7 protein-coding genes are annotated in these 16,411 nt (G+C 68.8%); 6 read left to right on the top strand and 1 reads right to left on the bottom strand.

Annotation, left to right across the window (positions count from 1 at the left end; all coding sequences use genetic code 11):
* The first annotated feature begins 2 nt into the window (after nt 1-2).
* The 5 genes from AAF604_16165 to AAF604_16145 are packed head-to-tail and all read left to right on the top strand — an operon-like array spanning nt 3 to nt 12,805.
* Nucleotides 3-2,276 carry a hypothetical protein gene (locus AAF604_16165; GenBank protein MEM7051205.1) on the top strand — a complete coding sequence of 758 codons (2,274 nt, stop codon included), beginning with the start codon at nt 3-5 and terminating at the stop codon, nt 2,274-2,276.
* A 12-nt stretch (nt 2,277-2,288) separates the two neighbouring features.
* Complete coding sequence (locus AAF604_16160) at nt 2,289-4,442, top strand: ATP-binding protein (protein ID MEM7051204.1); 2,154 nt, start codon at nt 2,289-2,291, stop codon at nt 4,440-4,442.
* 49 nt (nt 4,443-4,491) lie between these two features.
* Entirely contained in the window at nt 4,492-9,327 is a 4,836-nt protein-coding gene (locus AAF604_16155; GenBank protein ID MEM7051203.1) for a DUF4157 domain-containing protein, read from the top strand.
* Entirely contained in the window at nt 9,324-10,235 is a 912-nt protein-coding gene (locus AAF604_16150; GenBank protein ID MEM7051202.1) for an ankyrin repeat domain-containing protein, read from the top strand. The genes AAF604_16155 and AAF604_16150 overlap by 4 nt, the downstream gene beginning before the upstream one ends.
* A gap of 2 nt (nt 10,236-10,237) precedes the next feature.
* Complete coding sequence (locus tag AAF604_16145; GenBank protein MEM7051201.1) at nt 10,238-12,805, top strand: glycosyltransferase; 2,568 nt, start codon at nt 10,238-10,240, stop codon at nt 12,803-12,805.
* Here the strand turns inward: AAF604_16145 and AAF604_16140 are convergent.
* Nucleotides 12,802-13,560, bottom strand: coding sequence for a 5-formyltetrahydrofolate cyclo-ligase (locus tag AAF604_16140; GenBank protein MEM7051200.1), 759 nt, complete (start codon nt 13,558-13,560; stop codon nt 12,802-12,804). The two genes, AAF604_16145 and AAF604_16140, sit on opposite strands and share 4 nt — an antisense overlap.
* 279 nt (nt 13,561-13,839) lie before the next feature.
* Here AAF604_16140 and AAF604_16135 point away from each other — a divergent pair, with 279 nt between their 5' ends.
* On the top strand, nt 13,840-16,116 hold the full coding sequence (locus tag AAF604_16135; protein ID MEM7051199.1) for an Rne/Rng family ribonuclease: 2,277 nt from the start codon (nt 13,840-13,842) through the stop codon (nt 16,114-16,116).
* Nucleotides 16,117-16,411: the final 295 nt, after the last annotated feature.

Genomic DNA, 16,411 nt, shown 5'->3' with positions numbered 1-16,411 from the left:
CCATGACCACCGCCACCCGCATCGGCCGCTTGCACCTCACCGGCGCCACCGCCGACTCGCCCGCCCTGCGCCTCGCTGTGGCGCGCCAGCTCGGCGCCGCCGAGGTGCGCCCGCCAGCGCTGCCACCGGCGGCGATTCTGGTGGTGCGGCAGCTGCGGGACCCGGCTCCGGGAAAGCTCCAGGCCGACGCCTGGCGCCTTCCCGGGGACTGGGAGCGAGCCATCCGGGACTCGCTCTCGGAGCTGGTGGGCCGCGCCGCCTACCCTGCCGACGGGGTGGCCGACGACGACGCCGAGGCGGTCATCTTCCGCGACCCGGCCGAGCTCTGGGCCTGCCTGCTGCTCGATCGCTGCCATCGCCAGGCGACCTCGCGCTGGTGGTGGTCCCGCATGGCCATCGACCTCGAGCAGCCCTGGCCGGAGGCGATTGCGGCGCGCATCGAGCTGTTGCCGGCGATCTGCGATCACTTCCTTCGCCATCGTCAGCTCGAACCGTGGCGGGACCTGTTCACTCCCAAGATCGCCGCGGAGCTTCTGCCGGCCCTGGTCTCTCGCCTGCAGCTACCGGCCGAGCTCTTGCCGGCGACGACGGTGGCGCCGTCTCGGCTCGACGACCGACCCGGTGAGCCCCAGCAGAGCGCCGACGCCGTCCTGCGAGAGCGCCCGGGGCGCGACCTCCGGGAGCCACCCTCCGAAGCATCCGCCGCCAAGCCCCACCACGAGGCCTGCAGCGGCAGCAACGTTCCGAGCCCTCCGGCCGATCCCCTGCCGGAGCCCTGGTCGCCCTGGCTGCCGGCGGAAACCTCCTCCTGGGAACCACACCAACGAGCCCTTTTCGGCCTTTGCCGCCTGCAGGTCATGGCACCGCTGCGCTGCCACCAATCGCGATTCCGCGATCAAGCCCGTGCCTGGTGGCGGGCAGCCAACCGGCCACCCAGGGAGCGAAGCCGAGAGCGCAGCCAGAACCGACGTCGGAATCACAACGTCGAGAGCACCTATACCACCGGGGCACACCGTCCGCGAAAGGGCTCAGACCTGACACCCGCCGGGCCGACACCCAGCCCGTCGCCCTGGGAGGTCGAGCCGACGGACGGCATCGCCCCGGCGCAGGCAACGGATGCCCCGCGACCACGATCTGAAGATGAATTCGCGCAGCCCTCGCCAGGGACGCGGAGCGAAATCGAAGCGACGCTCGCGGCCGATGGCGAGGCCGGCGGGCACCCTCCGATCCGTTCCCGAGCGACCCGACGGCGGCCATCGGACTCACCCACGCGGAAGCCGGAGGCCTCGACCGAGGCGTCGCCGACCGAAGAGGTGACCTTCCTCCCAATCACAGGCAAGGCGATTCGCGCCGCGGCGCCAGAGAGCATCCAACTCGATCTCGAAGCCCTCGCCGCCGGCATCTCCACCGCCTACGCCGGATTGTTGTTCTTGCTCCGCCCCCTCGACGAGCTGGCGGCCGCAACTCCCGAGGTTCAGCGCTGCCTTTGGCAAGAGCTCACCGCCATCGGCCTGACCTCGATCGGCGAAGATTTCGCCGCCGATCCCCTTGCGAAAGCCCTCTCGGTTCTCGCTTGCCACCGCTTCGGATCGAATTTCTGGCCCCCGAGTGTCTCGGAATCGCCTCCGACGGCAACAAACCTTCTGGAAGCGGCTGGATCGAGCTCCAATGCCGCTGCCATCGCGGGATCGATGGACCTTCGGGCCCGCCGATGGGAAGGGGAGTCGGACTCCGCCTCACAACCGGCTCCTGCCCTTCGGCGGGCACGAAGGTCCATCGATTCATTCGCTTCCTTCTATAGATTACCTCATTCCTGGCACGCCGAGAGCGCTGCGCCGATCTGCTGGGCGAGGGCCGGCGGTCGCCTCTGTCTCTGGCGGGGGGAAGAGCTTCTGGCCGACGTGCCGACGAGGCCCCTCGACCAAGCCCGAAGCGAGCTCGGGCTCGCCGCTCAACCCTGCCGCCGACCGATGGCCAGCGCGCCGCGGCCGCGGCTCCCGCTCACCATTCCAGCGACCGCAGGCAGCGGCCTCGGGGGGAGCCTCGAGGGGTGGCTGGCGCGCGCCCTGCCGGCTCTTGAGGGCCGACTCCGCCGGGCCGGCGCCGAGTTGCTCGACCTGCTCACCACCCCCGGCCGACTGTTCGTCACCAGCAGCCACCTCGACCTCCTCTTCGACCTCGACGCCATCTCCCTGCCGGCCCGCCGCGCCGGCCTCGACCGCGACCCCGGCTGGTTGGCGCGCTGCGGTCGCGTCGTCCTGTTCCACTTTCGTTAGCAGAGGTTTTCCATGCCCACCACCGACCCCACGACCAGCTCCCCGCCGCCACCCGCAGAGCTCTCGCCCTCGCCGCCCACGGGCGAGGCCTTCGCCGCCTTGCCGCACAGCCCACAGAGCGCCTTCGTGCTCTCCCTCTACAGCGCCATCTTTCATCTTCTGGTGCACCTTCGACAGCTCGTGGCCGAGGCCGGTGAGGAGGCCGAGGACAGCCTCGCTCACCACCCCTTCCTCGCCGAATACCTCGCCGAGATGAGCCACTGGATGCCGGATGACCTGACCTGGGAGGAAGGACAGCGCTGGTGGCGCGACGAGGTCGCCCTCTGGGAGGCGGCCTGCGAGGAGCAGCTGCCCCTGACCCGCCTCGGGCTGAGCTTCGATCAGCGCTGCGCCGTGATGCTCACCGGCCTGGTCGAAGAGGACTCCCGCTTCGGTAGCCTGTTCCAGGAGCTCCAGGCCCCGCTGCCCCATCGCCGGCCGACGATCGAGGTGCTGGGCAGTCTGGCGCCGCAGGACCAGGACCTCGGTAGCGACCCCTGGGGTTTCTGCCAACCGCTGCTCTCGAGCGGACTGCTGGTCACCCTCGGCGACCAGGGCCCGCGCTCCGAATGGCCGCTGCAGGTTCCCGCCCTGTTGTGGGACGCGATGCGCGGCTCTTCGCCAGCGACGTTGGCACCTTGGGGACAACTGCAGAGTGCCGTCGAGGCCTTGCCACTCGAGCAACTGATCTTCGATCCCCTAGTGCTGACTCGGCTGAAGCGCCTACCGCGGCTACTGCTCGACGGGCAGCGCAATCTCGTCCTGCGGGCCGCACCGGGCATCGATGGCCTCGAGGTCTCGGCAGCCCTCGCCGGGGCCTTGGGCCGCGGACTGCTGCGCATCGATCCACGCCGCCTCGGCGAGAGCGACCACGCCCTGCTCGCCCCCCTCGCCACCCTCACCGGCTGCATCCCGGTGTTCTCCTTCGACCTCGGACCGGGGGAAACCGCCACTCCACCGCGGCTCGCCGGTTACGACGGTCCGCGAATCTGTCTCCTGGGGAGCGAGGGCGGCCTCGACGACGACGGCACCCTCACCCTCGAGCTGCCGACGCCCGGACCGGATCTGCGGCGACAGCACTGGCAAAGGGCTCTGGGCCGCCGACCGGTCGAGGACCTGCCGACCCTGGCTGCCAGCTTTTGCCTGGGCGGCGGCTTCATCCAGCGTATCGCCGACACCGCGGCCGGCCATGCCCAGCTCGACGGCCGAACGGCGGTGAGCCCCGAAGATGCCCGCCGCGCCGCCCGCGAGCTCAACCGCCAGTTGCTCGACAATCTCGCCACCGAGCTGCCGACGGAGGGTTCCTGGGATCGGCTGATCTGCACCCGCGCCACCCATCAACGGCTCACCGACCTCGAGCGCCGGTGCCGCCTGCGGGAGCGCCTCGAAGGCGAGTTGGGCGCCGCCTTCGGCCACGGCCCGGGGCGCGGCGTTCGCGCCCTCTTCACCGGCACCAGCGGCACCGGCAAGACGCTGGCGGTCAAGATTCTCGCCGCCGAGCTCGGCATGGACCTCTACCGCGTCGACCTGGCCTCGGTGATCAACAAGTACATCGGTGAAACGGAGAAGAATCTCCATCGGGTGCTCAGCCGAGCCGAGGCCCTCGACGTGGTCCTGCTCCTCGACGAGGGCGACGCCCTGCTCGCCGGCCGCACCGAAGTGAAGTCGGCCAACGACCGCTACGCCAACCTGGAGACCGACTTCTTGCTGCAGCGGCTGGAGAGCTATCAGGGCATCCTGGTGGTGACCACCAACCTGGGCGAAAACATCGATGCCGCCTTCCAGCGGCGCATGGACGTGGTGGTGCCCTTCGTCCCTCCGGAAGCCGGCGAGCGCGCCGCCATCCTCGACCTCCACCTGCCGCCCGAGCACCAGGTGGCGCCGGCGACCCTCGAGCGCCTCGCCGCCGGCTGCCGCTTGAGCGGCGGTCAACTGCGCAATGCCGCCCTCAGCGCCACCCTCCTCGCCCTCGACGAAGGCAGCGCCGTGGGCGACGACCATCTCGACCGGGCCTTCCGCGGCGAGTACCGCAAAGCCGGCGCCAGCTTTCCCCTCGCCAACTCCGAGCAGGCGACCGCCCCCAACTCCGGCGACGCCTTCGCCGCCGCCCTCGAAGGCCTCGGATGAGCTCTCTTCACCCGCCCAATCGCGGTGCCGTGGCCTCCCCGAGGCGGCCATGAAAACTGGCGCCCGACGCACCCGGCGATCACCGGCGAAGGACAAGCGCCCGACGTCCGCCCCGGGCGCGGCTCAGCGCACTCCACCGGCGGGCGCTGGAAGAGACACCTTCGGGCCCAAACCGGGTGGTCTGCAGAGCCGCGGCCCAACGCTCTCACTGCCCCGTGGGCAGGCCAAGGGCCTCGCCTTCGGGCGCCGCGGCGATCGCTGGGAGCGCGAGGCCGACGACGCTGCCGATCGCATCCTCGGCGGTACCGGCGTCGAGTCCATCACGCCCGTGTCGGCCCAGGCGCTGACGGTTCACGAATCGCTCGACGAGAGCGTCCAGGAACACTGTGGAAGCAGTCACTGCTCGGCAATTCAGGAGACGGCGACGGACAGCGTGCAGGAGATGGTCGACGCACCGCTGCAAGAGAGCGAGCCCCTGCAGGAAGCGCCTGTGCAAGGGGATGCGGCGCTCCAGGAGACGGCCGACGAGGCCAGTCTGCCGGCCCAGGAATCGAGCGACGACGAACCAGCCCAGGAAATGGCGGCGACGCAAGAAGCCGCCGGCGAAGGCCCGCTGCAGGAAAGCGGGGAAGCCACCCTGCAGGAGAGCACGACCGCCCAAGGGAGCGACAGCGAAGGGACCACCCAGGAACGCCCGGGAGCTCGCCGCCGCACCACCGTTCAACGCCACCGCAAGGCCGAGTTCGCGCGCCGCGCCATCGCGCAGCGCGGCACCGGAACGCCGCTGCCGAACGCCACCCGCGGCCCTCTCGAGGCCGGTTTCGGGACCGATCTCTCGGCGGTCCGAGTGCACCAGGACGCTTCCAGCCGGGAGCTCACCGGGCGCATGGGAGCCCGAGCCTTCACCCGCGGCAAGGACATCTACCTCGGCCCCGGCGAATCGGCGAAGGACCTTCGGCTGATGGCCCACGAGACCACCCATACCCTGCAGCAGGGAGCCGTGGCGCGACGACCGCCGGTCAGCGACCTCGGTGGCACCAGCGACGAGGTCAAGGTACCCGAGGGCAAAGCCAAGGCGCCCGAGAAACCGACCGGGCCCGATACCGACTCCTCCACCCCGGCAAGGGCGACGAAGCCTGCCCCAAAAACTGCTTCCAGGCCCTCCCCAGGCGCAGGCCGAAGCGCCACCGGACGAGGTTCTCGGGGCGCCGGTCGCCGACGAGCCGCCGCCGGTTCGGCCGCGGTCCGCTTCCAGGGCTCTCCCGCGGACCGCCTCGACCAGCTCGCCAAGCTCTCGCCGGTGCGGGCCCCCTTCGTCATCGCCGCCTTCCAGAAGAGCTCCGCAAAGGCCCTCGATGGGCGCCGTAAGGGCGAAGACAAACAGCGCCCCAAAGCCAACATCGTGCCACGCTCCCCCAAACTGCCGACCGGCCCGCCGGCACCGCCGACGGCCGACGAAAAGCGGCCGGCGAAGGACGATGTCCCGAGCCTGGCCGCCGATGGCAAGCTGCCCGATGCCCCCACCCCGCCGGCCCCCACCGGCAACGCGCCCGGGGTGCCGAATGCCGAGCGCAAGCAGCGCGATCTCGACGCCATCTCCGGCGAAGGCTCGTTCATGGAGCGCATCCTGTCCTGGGTCCGGCAATTCCTCGGCGACCTGCCGACCCGCGATCCCGGGGTCTACACCGATCCTGGACCGGCGCCGACGGTCGCCCTCACCGGCAAAGCGGACCTCGGCCAGATCGAGACCTTCCAGGCCTCCGGCAGCCGCCAGGTGGCCAAAGCCCAGACCAAGGCGGAGGACGACGCCGCCGCCGATTTCGGTGAGTTCGGCATCGAGCCGGCCAACGGCGACTCCTCCACCGAGCGCGCGGTTCCCGAATCGATCCACCGCATGGGCAGCGGCTGCGGTGCCGCCGAGGAACTTCCGGCGCTCGCCTTCGACCCGCCCCACGAAGCCGAGCTCGGCCAGCGGGTGCACGAGAAGATCGGTCCTCGCTGGCAGGCCCAGCAGACCAAGGTGCGCCGAGCCGAGCAGCGTCGCGACGCTCGCATCGCGCGTCAACGTCGCACCACCGACGATCTGATCGCCGGCGCCCATGCCGACAGCTACAAGGCCCAGGACGACGCCGCCAACGCGGCGCGCCAGGAAGTCGCCAAGTTGCGCGGCAAGTGGAGCGGCGAGAACCTCTCTCTGCAGACCGGTTTCGAGACCGACTCCACCGGCGCCGGCAACAGCATGCGCCAGAAGATCACCGGCAAGGTGACGCGCCAGGAAGGGCTGGTTGCCGGCCGCTACCAGATCCTCAAGACCACCGCCGAGGGCAAGAAGGCGAAGATCGAAGAAAAGGCGAAGGAAGAAAAACGCCAGGCCCGCAGCAAGTCGAAAAAGAAGTCGAAGAGCTGGTTCCGGCGCGGCCTCGACTGGGCGAAGAGCAAGTTCCGCGACTTGATGAACGCCGCGATGCGCAAGATCAAAGGTTGGTTCGACGATCTGCGCGCCTGGGCGAAGCGCAAGTTCGAGGAGCTCAAGACCTGGGCGGTAGGCAAGATCAACGAGGCGCGCAAGTGGGCCATCGACCGCCTCGAAGACCTGCGCGGCGACCTCAACGGCCTGGTGGATCGCTACCTCGGCGACTACCCGGTCCTCGCCCGCCGCTTCAAGGGCGCGATCAATTTCGGCGTCGACACCGCCCAACGGGGCGTCAACGCGGCGGCCGACAACCTGGAAGAAAACGTCGGCCGCTACATCGACTACCTGGCCAGCGAAGTCGACGACGCCCTGGTCGTCGCCGAGACCCTCACCGTGGGGGCCCTGCAGGCGGCTTGCGACCTCGGCGTGCTGGGATTCAACATGATCGGCTACCTGGTCGAGCAGGATCTCGATGCGCTGATCGTGCTGATTCGCGAGCTGCCCGAGCACCCGCCCCTCGGCGGCTCGATGATGAGCATCATCAAGGCCGCCCTCATCGGCTTTCTCGAAACCGTCCGCGACAAACCCGCGGACGAGAAAAAGCGCTACGTCGAAAAGACCCGCTGGCTGGTCATCTCACCCTCCTACTACGTGGGAGTGCTCGCCGGGGTGGTCAAGGGCCTGGTGTGGGACGGCTTGGTGGGTACGGTGCGCATCCTCTACGACCTGTTCGTGGAGCTGCCCGGCACCCTCAAGCAGATCTGGGACTTCTTCTACAAGATGGCCACCGACACGGAGGCCATCGAGCAGATCATCACCGCCGCCCGAGGGGTGCGCGCCGAGGTCGATGCCTTCTTCCAGAACCCGCGCGCCGCCGAGCAGATGGCGGCCTTTCTCAAGAAGTCTCCACAGCTCCTCGAAGCCTGGATCGCCAACTTGATGAAGGAAGGCCGCGAGTGGGCCTACCGCGCCGGCGCCTCCGCCGCCGACAAGCTCTTCGACTGGATCCTGAAGAGCAGCAAGTTCAAGATCGGCCTGGCCGTCGGCTCGGTGGTCGGCCAGATCATTTTCGAAGTCCTGCTCGCCTACTTCACGGCCGGCGCCGGCAGCGCCGTCAAGTGGGGTGGCAAGGCCCTGCAGGTCGCCGCCAAGGGCCTCAAGCTGCTGGTTTCCGGTGTGCGCCGCGGCGGCGGCCTGATTCTCAAGGCCCTGGGGGCCCTGCGCAAAGTCGCCCGCGCCGGACTCACCCTGGCGAAGAAGCTCGGCGGCGGCATGAAGAAGATCTTCGGCAAAGCCCGCAAGCTCCTCGACAAGGTCTTCGACTGGTTCAAGCGCCAGTTCGCCCGTTTCAAGAAGAAAAAGAAGAAGCCGAAGCAGCTCGGCGACGGCGATGGCGGGGATCGCGGCGTCTTCGCGGCCTACAAGCTGCGCGTCAAAACCGCCCTCAAGCCCTACAGCGTCAAGGGCATCGCTCGCCGCGGCCTGCGCTCGATCCTCAACGCTCAGCGCACCGGAGCCGCTCGCCGAGTGGTGCGCAGGACCTTCATCAAGGAGGTCAGCCAGGAACGCTACCGCTCTTATGCGGTGGTCAAATTCTCGAAGCTGCCACGCAAGGTGGCGACGGTGAAGAAGCAGCGTTCGGACCGCATCTTCGACCAGTTCAAGCGCACCGTGAAGGCCGAGCTCGTGCCGTACAAGCGGAAACCGCCGGTGAATCGGGCCGGTGGCATCGCCCTCGGTGATCTCAACGACATTCTCCGTCGCAACAGCAGGCAACCGCGCTTCGCAACCGCAATTCAGCGCGCCTACGTCAAGAAGATCGCGCGCCAGCGATATCGCGCCTACGCCCTGACCCGGGACCCGCGCCAAAACCGCAAAGTCGACGACGTACGGCGCATGCCGACGGGAATCGGGCGCAGTGCCGCCATTCCATTCACCTGGTTCAAACCGACCAATCTCTACCAATCACTGACCCTGAATCCCCGTTCTGCCACCAGCACGCGGTACTGGACGACGGTTCCACCGATCCATCCCAGTCCACTGCCGGTCGTCGGCGCCCACCGCGTGCAGAACACCAGGTCACGACAGAACAACCCAAGATCGGCGTTCTTCGGGAGGCCCTTCCTGACGCTCGGCATCAACCCCATCAATCTTCCCCGTCATGGAAAGAAGATGCGGTTACGCCGCTCACCCCACACCCGCAGACTGAGCGCTGCCCTGCGCCGATTCCTTCGTTCGGCTTACCGAGCACCGCTTGCCCAACTGCAGATAGATCACGTCCAGGACCTTGCTTGGGGAGGCCACGATCGCCTCGACAATCTGTTCCCGCTGCTGGCCGCCCACAACCGCAGCACCCAAGCAAGCATCAACAATCAACGCGTCGAGCACCAGCACAACAACCGCCCGCGAACGGTTCTGGCCAACACGCTGCTGGGACGATGGTTCAGGATTCGGAGGATCGCGCCACCGTGACGAATCAAGATCTGTTCGACGCCATCCACCGCAACGACCTCCGATCGCTGACCTCCGCCCTTGCTGGCAGTGCCAAGGTCGACGGGCGCGATGGCAGCAATCGGACGCCCCTTTATCGAGTTGCCGAGGAAGGTCCCGAGCAAGCGGCCGAGATGGCCCAGCAGCTCCTCGATGCCGGCGCTCGAATCGACCTCAAACCGACAGCCAAGGCATGGTCCGCCCTGCATCACGCGGCCTATCATGGTGATCGAGCCTTGGCCGCAGTGCTGCTCGAAGCCGGTGCCCAGGCCGGCGACCAGGAGAACGGCGACCGCTGGGCTCCCCTCCATCTCGCCATCAACGGCGAGGTCGTCACCCTCTTGCTGGCTGCCGGAGCCGACCCTGAGGCCACCGATCGCGCGGGCAGCACTCCATTGCTCGCCGCCGTCGTCCAGCAGGCGAACGTCCGGGCGAGTGAAGACGTGCGGAGCCGCGTCCAGGCTCTCCTCGAAGCCGGCTGTCGGCTCGAGGTGAGGGATCGGGACGACAACACGCCGCTTCTCCGCGCCGTCAAACTTCCGGTTCCCGAAGCCCTCGACCTTCTGATCGCTGCCGGAGCCGATGTCCAAGCCGGGGACTTTTTCTCCGGCAGCGCTCTCCACGCGGCCGCCGCCGGCGACCATGCCTGGGCGATTCGAGCCCTCGCCGGAGGAGGCGCTGCCATCGACTCCCAGGAAATCGAAAACCGCCTCACTCCCCTCGCCCTCGCCGCCGTCCTCGGCCGCGTTCGCGCCGTCCGAGCCCTGCTCGCCCACGGCGCCGATCCCACTATTCCCGACCAGCAGGGCAAGACCGCCATGGACCACGCCCGCTCGGACGAGATCCGTGGCCTGCTGGAGGCGGCCCCCGAGCCGGCCGAGGAGCCTTGACAATGAGCCTGCTCGAGAAAACCCCGCTGCCGAACTCCTTCGCCGACTTTCGCGGCCGCCACGCGGGCGCCTCCATCGTCGTCTGCGGCTGCGGCCGCTCGCTCCTCGACCTGCCGGAGAAGCCCGGCGTTCTCACCCTCGGCGTCAACGACGTCGGTCGACACTTCACCCCTGACTACCTGGTGGTGCTCAATCCTCCCCGCCAGTTCTCCGAGGGTCGCTACCGCTGGGTGCTCGAAAGCGCCGCTCAGGCGGTTTTCAGCCAGCTCGACGTCGCTCACCCGAAGCGGGTGGCCTTTCACCTCGGTCGCCGCGGTGGAGTCGCCGTCGAAGAGCCGGACCGAGTGCCCTACACGCGCAACTCCCCATACGTCGCCGCCTGCATCGCGGCCCACCTGGGGGCGGCACGCATCGGCCTGATCGGGGTCGATTTCACCGATCACCACTTCTTCGGCGACACCGGTCGCCACGAGCTGGCGCGCGAGGTCAGCGTGATCGACCGCCAGTACGGCCGCCTCGCCGAGCACCTCGCGCAGGGCGGCGTCGAGCTGGTCAACCTGTCGTCCGAGAGCCGCCTCGCCAGTCTTCCCAAGATCCCCCTGAAGGAGTTCCTCGCCCGCCCGCCGGCGAGACCCCGGGCGGTCTCCTGGAAACCCCTGATCGCGATCGAAAACCGCCGTTCCGGGGTGGTCGGCAAGTGCCTCCAGGCGGCGGCCGAGGGGGCTCGCCGGCGCGGCTTTCGGGTGACCCGCAACCTCGCCGCGGTGCGCTATCGCCCGGACGTGGTCTCGGTGGTCTGGAACGGCCGCCGGCACCGCTCGAAGGGCCCCACCCTCTTTCTCGAGCACGGTTGGCTGCCGCGCGCCGCGGTCCAGGTGAGCCACCGAGGGATCAACGCCAGCTCGCACCATGGTCCGTTCACCTGGAGCGGCCAGGTCCTCGGGCGCGACGAGCAGGCCGAGCTCGACCAACATCTGGCGACCCTGCGCGCCGAGTGTCGCCCGAAGAAACTGCGGGGCAAGCTGCCCAAAGGCTTCTATCTGGTGCCTCTGCAGATCGAGGGGGATACCAATCTGGTGCGCCATGCACCCGCCGAGCTGCGCCGCATGCAGGGTCTAATCGACACCATCGCTCGCGCCGCGCCGCCCTTGCCGGTGGTCTTCAAGCAGCATCCGGCGGATGCCCGCAAGAGCAACAGCCGGCATCTTCGGCTACGGCTGCGGCGACGCCAGGACTTGCTGTTCGCCCACGCCCGCGGCAGCGTCCACGACCTGCTCGCCAGCGGCCGCTGCCGAGGCATCCTGTCGATCAACAGCAACGTCGTCCACGACGGCCTACTGTGGGACGTGCCGGCGGCGGTGCTCGGCGACAACCTCTGGCCGATGGCCGGCGATTCGCCCTTTCATTGCGGCCTGCCGAAGGACTGGGGGGCCTTCGATCACAGCCTCGAAGACACCGATCGGCGCGCCTGTCGAGCAGCCTACGCTCACTTTCTGATGACCCGCCAGTGGACGGTGGCGGAGCTCACCCTCGGCCAGCGCCTCGCTGCCGCCGTCGAGACCTTGAAACCCAAGCCTCGGCGGCTGGCTGGCAATCGCCGACCCGGGCGCAGCGCTCCGGCCCAGCGACCGGTGCCGCGGATCAATGTCGTGGCGGTCAACCGTGGCTGGTTGTTCGAAGACCTCAAGCAGCACTTCGCCAGCCACCACCGCGACGACCTCCGGATCCACACCTCGGACCGTCCCTGGCCAAGCGCCGACGCCTGGATCTTCCTGCGCGCCCAGGAGGCGGCGACCACCCCCAACCCGGCACGCACCGTGGTCCAGCTCCATGACCTCTTCGAAGACCGCCTCTACGATCCCGGCCACAGGCGCCGGCGCGCCCTCGAGCGCTCCGCCGGCTGGGTCCTCACCCATCCCGAGCAACGCCGGCTGCTGAGCGATCACGGCCTCCTGACAGAGGGCCAACGGGTGCTTCTTCGGCCCCTCGGGGCACACCGTGACTTCCGCCTCCGGGAGTCCCTGGGCGACCACTTCACGGTCGGCTGGTGTGGGCGGCCGGTGGAGCGCGACGGCGTCGACCTGAAGCGCTGCGCCTGGCTGGTGGACTGCCTGCGGCAGGCCCACCGGCAGATTCCCGGCCTGCGAGCGCTGTTGATCGGAGAACGCCTCGAGGCGGTCACGGCGGCTCTCGACGAGCACGGAGTGCCCTACGATTACCACCATCGCCGGGGAACTCCCTTCGGGCGTTATCCAGAGCTCTACCGGCAGCTCGATGTCCTGCTGGTGACGTCGCGCTTGGCGGCCGGCCCGAACTCCCTCTTCGAAGCTTTGGCGAGTGGTGTGCCGGTGGTCTCGACCGCCGCCGGCTGGTCGCCCCGCCTGCTGCAGCCGGAGGTCAACGGCGCCCTCGTCGAGTCACCGGCGGAGATGTCCGCCGCCATCGCCCGCATCGCCAACCAGCGAGAGCAATGGTTCGAACGACGGCAGGCGATACGCGACTCCCTCGGCGGCTACTCCTTGGGTGGCTGGATCGACGCCAACCTCGACCTCGCTCGGAGCCTGCTCTAAGTCGGCCGCAATCTGGCGAGCAACGGAATCGCCGCGATCTTCTTCTCGGTGAGGGTCTCCCACTGCAAACTAGCGGGGCGGCGATGGTCGCCGCCACAGGCGATCACGCGCTCGGGGGTCACGATCAGGTCGAGGGGAACGTCGTGGGAGGACATCGGGATTTCGCCGGCATCCACCACCTGCTCTTCGTGAACGGTGGTGACAATGCGAGTCTGCGCCCCGATCATGCCCGCCGCCGAGGCGAGGGCGAACTCGAGATCGCTGAATCCGCCGCCCTTGCCCAGGCGCCCGCCACCCTCGTCGACGGCGACGCAACCGGTGACCACCAGATCCACCGGCCGCATCGCCTCGAGGGGAACGGTGATCGCCGAAGCGCTCGCCCCCTTGATCGAGGAAGCCTGCCGAGGCGTGCCCTCGAGGGCCTCCGGATCGAGCACGAAGAAGGGATTCTCCTGGGCCAGCCGGGGCACCGCCATGAACAGCAGCTTGCCGTCCTCGAGGGCTCGCTGGCGCACCGGCCACTGCGGACTGTCGGGGTTGGCCTTGACCGTCTCGGCGGCCTGCCAGGGTTCGCTGTCGCGCAGCCGCTCGGCGGCCTTCTCGGCGCCGACGAAGTTGGGAATCCGGCCCAAGGGGCCCGGGAAGCGACGGATTCCGGCGATGTCGAGGCGGCGCCACACGCGACGCCGCAGAGCCGCCTTGCGCTCGAGCAGCGCGGCGGGGCCGCCGGCATCATGGTCATGGAATCGAGGCATGATCGGAGTGGTCCGAAGGGTTCAGAGGCCGGCTGGCGAGGGCTCGTGAGCTCCGCCATGGCGGGCAAAAAAACATCAGCGCGAAACGGCGACAGATCCGTGATATAATAACCACCCGAGCGGACCGGCAGAGCGCCCTAGCGCCGCCGCCCCAAAATGACCGCCCGGATCCCCCAAAAGCGGACCCTCAATGCGGCCGCCCGCTTTCCAAAGCAACGAGGCGACAGGACTCGACGAATCCAGCCGAAGTGCAGACGGCCGCCCCGAGACGGAGACAATGTGACTCGAAGAATGCTCATCAATGCGCAACGACCTGAAGAATTGCGCATCGCAGTCGTCAACGACGACACCCTGGAGAACTACCAGGTCCAGGTCGCCGAGCGCGGCCTGACCCGCGGCAACATCTACCGTGGCGTCATCGCCAGCATCCAGCCCAGCCTGAACGCCGCCTTCATCGACTACGGCGCCGAGCGCCACGGCTTTCTCGCCATCCAGGATGTCGTGCCGGAGGCCTACTACCGCACGCCGGAAGGCAAAGGCCGCCCCAAAATCGAAGAAGTCCTCGACCGCGGCAAGCCGATCGTGGTGCAGGTGACGCGCGAGCCGGAAGGCCAGAAGGGCGCCGCCCTGACCACCAATCTCAGCCTCGCCGGTCGCTACCTGGTGCTCACCCCCTTCGACGACACCCGCGGCATCTCGCGCAAGGTGGAGGACGAGGACACCCGCAAGAAGCTGCGCCAGATCGTCGGCAAGCTCAAGATTCCCGCCGGCTGCGGCGTGATCGTGCGCACCAACGCTCTCGACCAGAACAAGACCGCCCTCAACCGCGACTTCTCCGCCCTGTCGCGGCTGTGGAAGCGCATTCAGACGGAAGCTCGCGAAGGCGGCCGCCGCAAGCAGCAGGCCAAGCTGCTCTACAGCGATCAGGACATCGTCGTCCAGGCGCTGCGCGACTACCTCGATTCCTCGATCCAGGAGGTGCTGGTCGACGACGATGCGGTCAACGCCAAGGCCGAGAAATACATGAAGGCCTTCATGCCGCGCAGCAAGACGCAGCTGATTCGCTATCAGGAGCGCGCTCCGCTGTTCTCCGGCTACAAGCTGGAGCGGCAGATCGACCGCATCTACGACCGCATCGTCGAGCTGCAGAGCGGCGGCTCGATCGTCATCGACCGCACCGAGGCTCTGACCGCCATCGATGTCAACTCGGGCCGCTCGACACGCGCCGGCAGCCAGGAAGAGACGGCGCTGCACACCAATGTCGAGGCCGCTGCCGAAGTCGCGCGGCAGTTGCGCTTGCGCGATATCGGAGGCCTGCTGGTGGTCGATTTCATCGACATGCGCTCGATACGCAACCAGAAGAAGGTCGAGAAGGCGCTGCGTGATGCCATGAAGCCGGACAAGGCGCGCACCGCCGTCAGCCGCATCAGCCGCAATGGCCTGCTGGAGATCAACCGCCAGCGCATCCACCAGGCCCTCGACATGCGGACCCATCGCTCCTGTCCGACCTGCGACGGCACGGGCCGCATCGCCAGCCCCGAGATGGTCGGTCTCAACCTGCTGCGACGCATCGAGGCCCGAGCCGCCTCGGGCCCCCTGAAGAAGGTTCGCATCGCGCTCCATCCGGAGCTCGCCGATGCCTTTCAAAACGATCGCCGGCTGCAAATCGCCGACATCGAAAGGGAGTTCGAGCTGCAGGTCGAGGTGATCGCCGCCAGCCACCTGCACCGTCACGAGCAGGAAGTCGAGTGGATGCAGCGCGACGCCCCGAGCGTCGACCAGCGACCGAAGGTCGAACGGCAACCCCGGGTGACTTCGACGGAGGTCACCGAGGCGCCGACCAAGAAGCCGCGGCGGCGCCGCCGCCGGTCGCGACGGGGCGGCAGCGACGAGGCACCGGCCGTCGAAGCCAGCACCGAGGAGAGCGCCGCGACCGCCGCCGAGGAGGCCGCCCCGCGCGGCTCGCGCCGGCGAGGCCGGCGCAAGGAGCCGGCCCAGAAGGACGCGGCCCCAGCGCCCACGGACGCTGCTTCGGCCGACTCGGAAGCGGCTCCGAAGCCGGCGCGACGTAGCCGGCGCAAGGGAGTACAGCCGGCGCCGCCGAGTGACTCAGTGGAGAACCTCGAAGAGAACGACTCCCAGATCGCCGTGCTCGGCCTGGGCGGCGAAGACGGTGCAGAGCCGGCCAACCGAGGCCGACGGCGCCGCAGCCGCCGCCGTACCGCCAAGCCGGCGGCGAGTGACGAACCGGCCGCCCCGGCGGCCGAGCCGACCGACCTGCCGCCGGGTCTCGAGGAGCCGGCAGACTCTCAGATCGCGATCTTGGGCTACGCCAAGCCCGGCGAAGATCCGCTGACCAACGGCAAGCCCGCCGCCGCCAAGCCGCGTCGGCGCCGCGGGTCCCGCCGCGGTGGCGGAGGCAAGGCCAACGGCAACCTGTCCGCCGGCGGCAACTCGGACGCACCACCACCCCGGCGGCGACCGCGCCGGCGGCGGCGACCGCCATCGGGCGGGGGAACCAGCCCGTCGTCCGGCGCTCCCGGCAATACCGACTAGCGAGCTGCAGCTAGCAGGCTGCTGAAAAAGTCCGCTTCGCGATTTTTTCCAGCGCTGCTAGCTGTTTGTTCCGAGAGGGGCTGAGCGCCCCTGACTGCGCGTCCCGCTCCAGCCCAAGAAGCGCGGTTCTTGGGCCTCCTCTCCCGTCGCGGCGGCCTTGCCGCCGCCGGGCCCGCCCGGGCCCCGGCGCAGTTTGCCGATGTGTTTTTCAGCACCCAGCAAGCGGGCTGCGACAATCCGTTGACGAGGGGCCACTCGCCAGGTGGGCCCACGGTTCGTGGCGGGGTCGGGAGGG

Source organism: Acidobacteriota bacterium (genome assembly GCA_039028635.1).
Classification (GTDB): domain Bacteria; phylum Acidobacteriota; class Thermoanaerobaculia; order Multivoradales; family JBCCEF01; genus JBCCEF01.
The sequence above is the reverse complement of the archived record's forward strand: the minus strand, read 5'-3'. Positions and strand labels throughout refer to the sequence as shown.

What these genes read in the sequence shown, in the direction of transcription:
- AAF604_16165 (MEM7051205.1), top strand. Translation starts at nt 3, where the DNA reads ATGACCACCGCCACCCGCATCGGCCGCTTGCACCTCACCGGCGCCACC.
- AAF604_16160 (MEM7051204.1), top strand. Translation starts at nt 2,289, where the DNA reads ATGCCCACCACCGACCCCACGACCAGCTCCCCGCCGCCACCCGCAGAG.
- AAF604_16155 (MEM7051203.1), top strand. Translation starts at nt 4,492, where the DNA reads ATGAAAACTGGCGCCCGACGCACCCGGCGATCACCGGCGAAGGACAAG.
- AAF604_16145 (MEM7051201.1), top strand. Translation starts at nt 10,238, where the DNA reads ATGAGCCTGCTCGAGAAAACCCCGCTGCCGAACTCCTTCGCCGACTTT.
- AAF604_16140 (MEM7051200.1), bottom strand. Translation starts at nt 13,560, where the DNA reads ATGCCTCGATTCCATGACCATGATGCCGGCGGCCCCGCCGCGCTGCTC.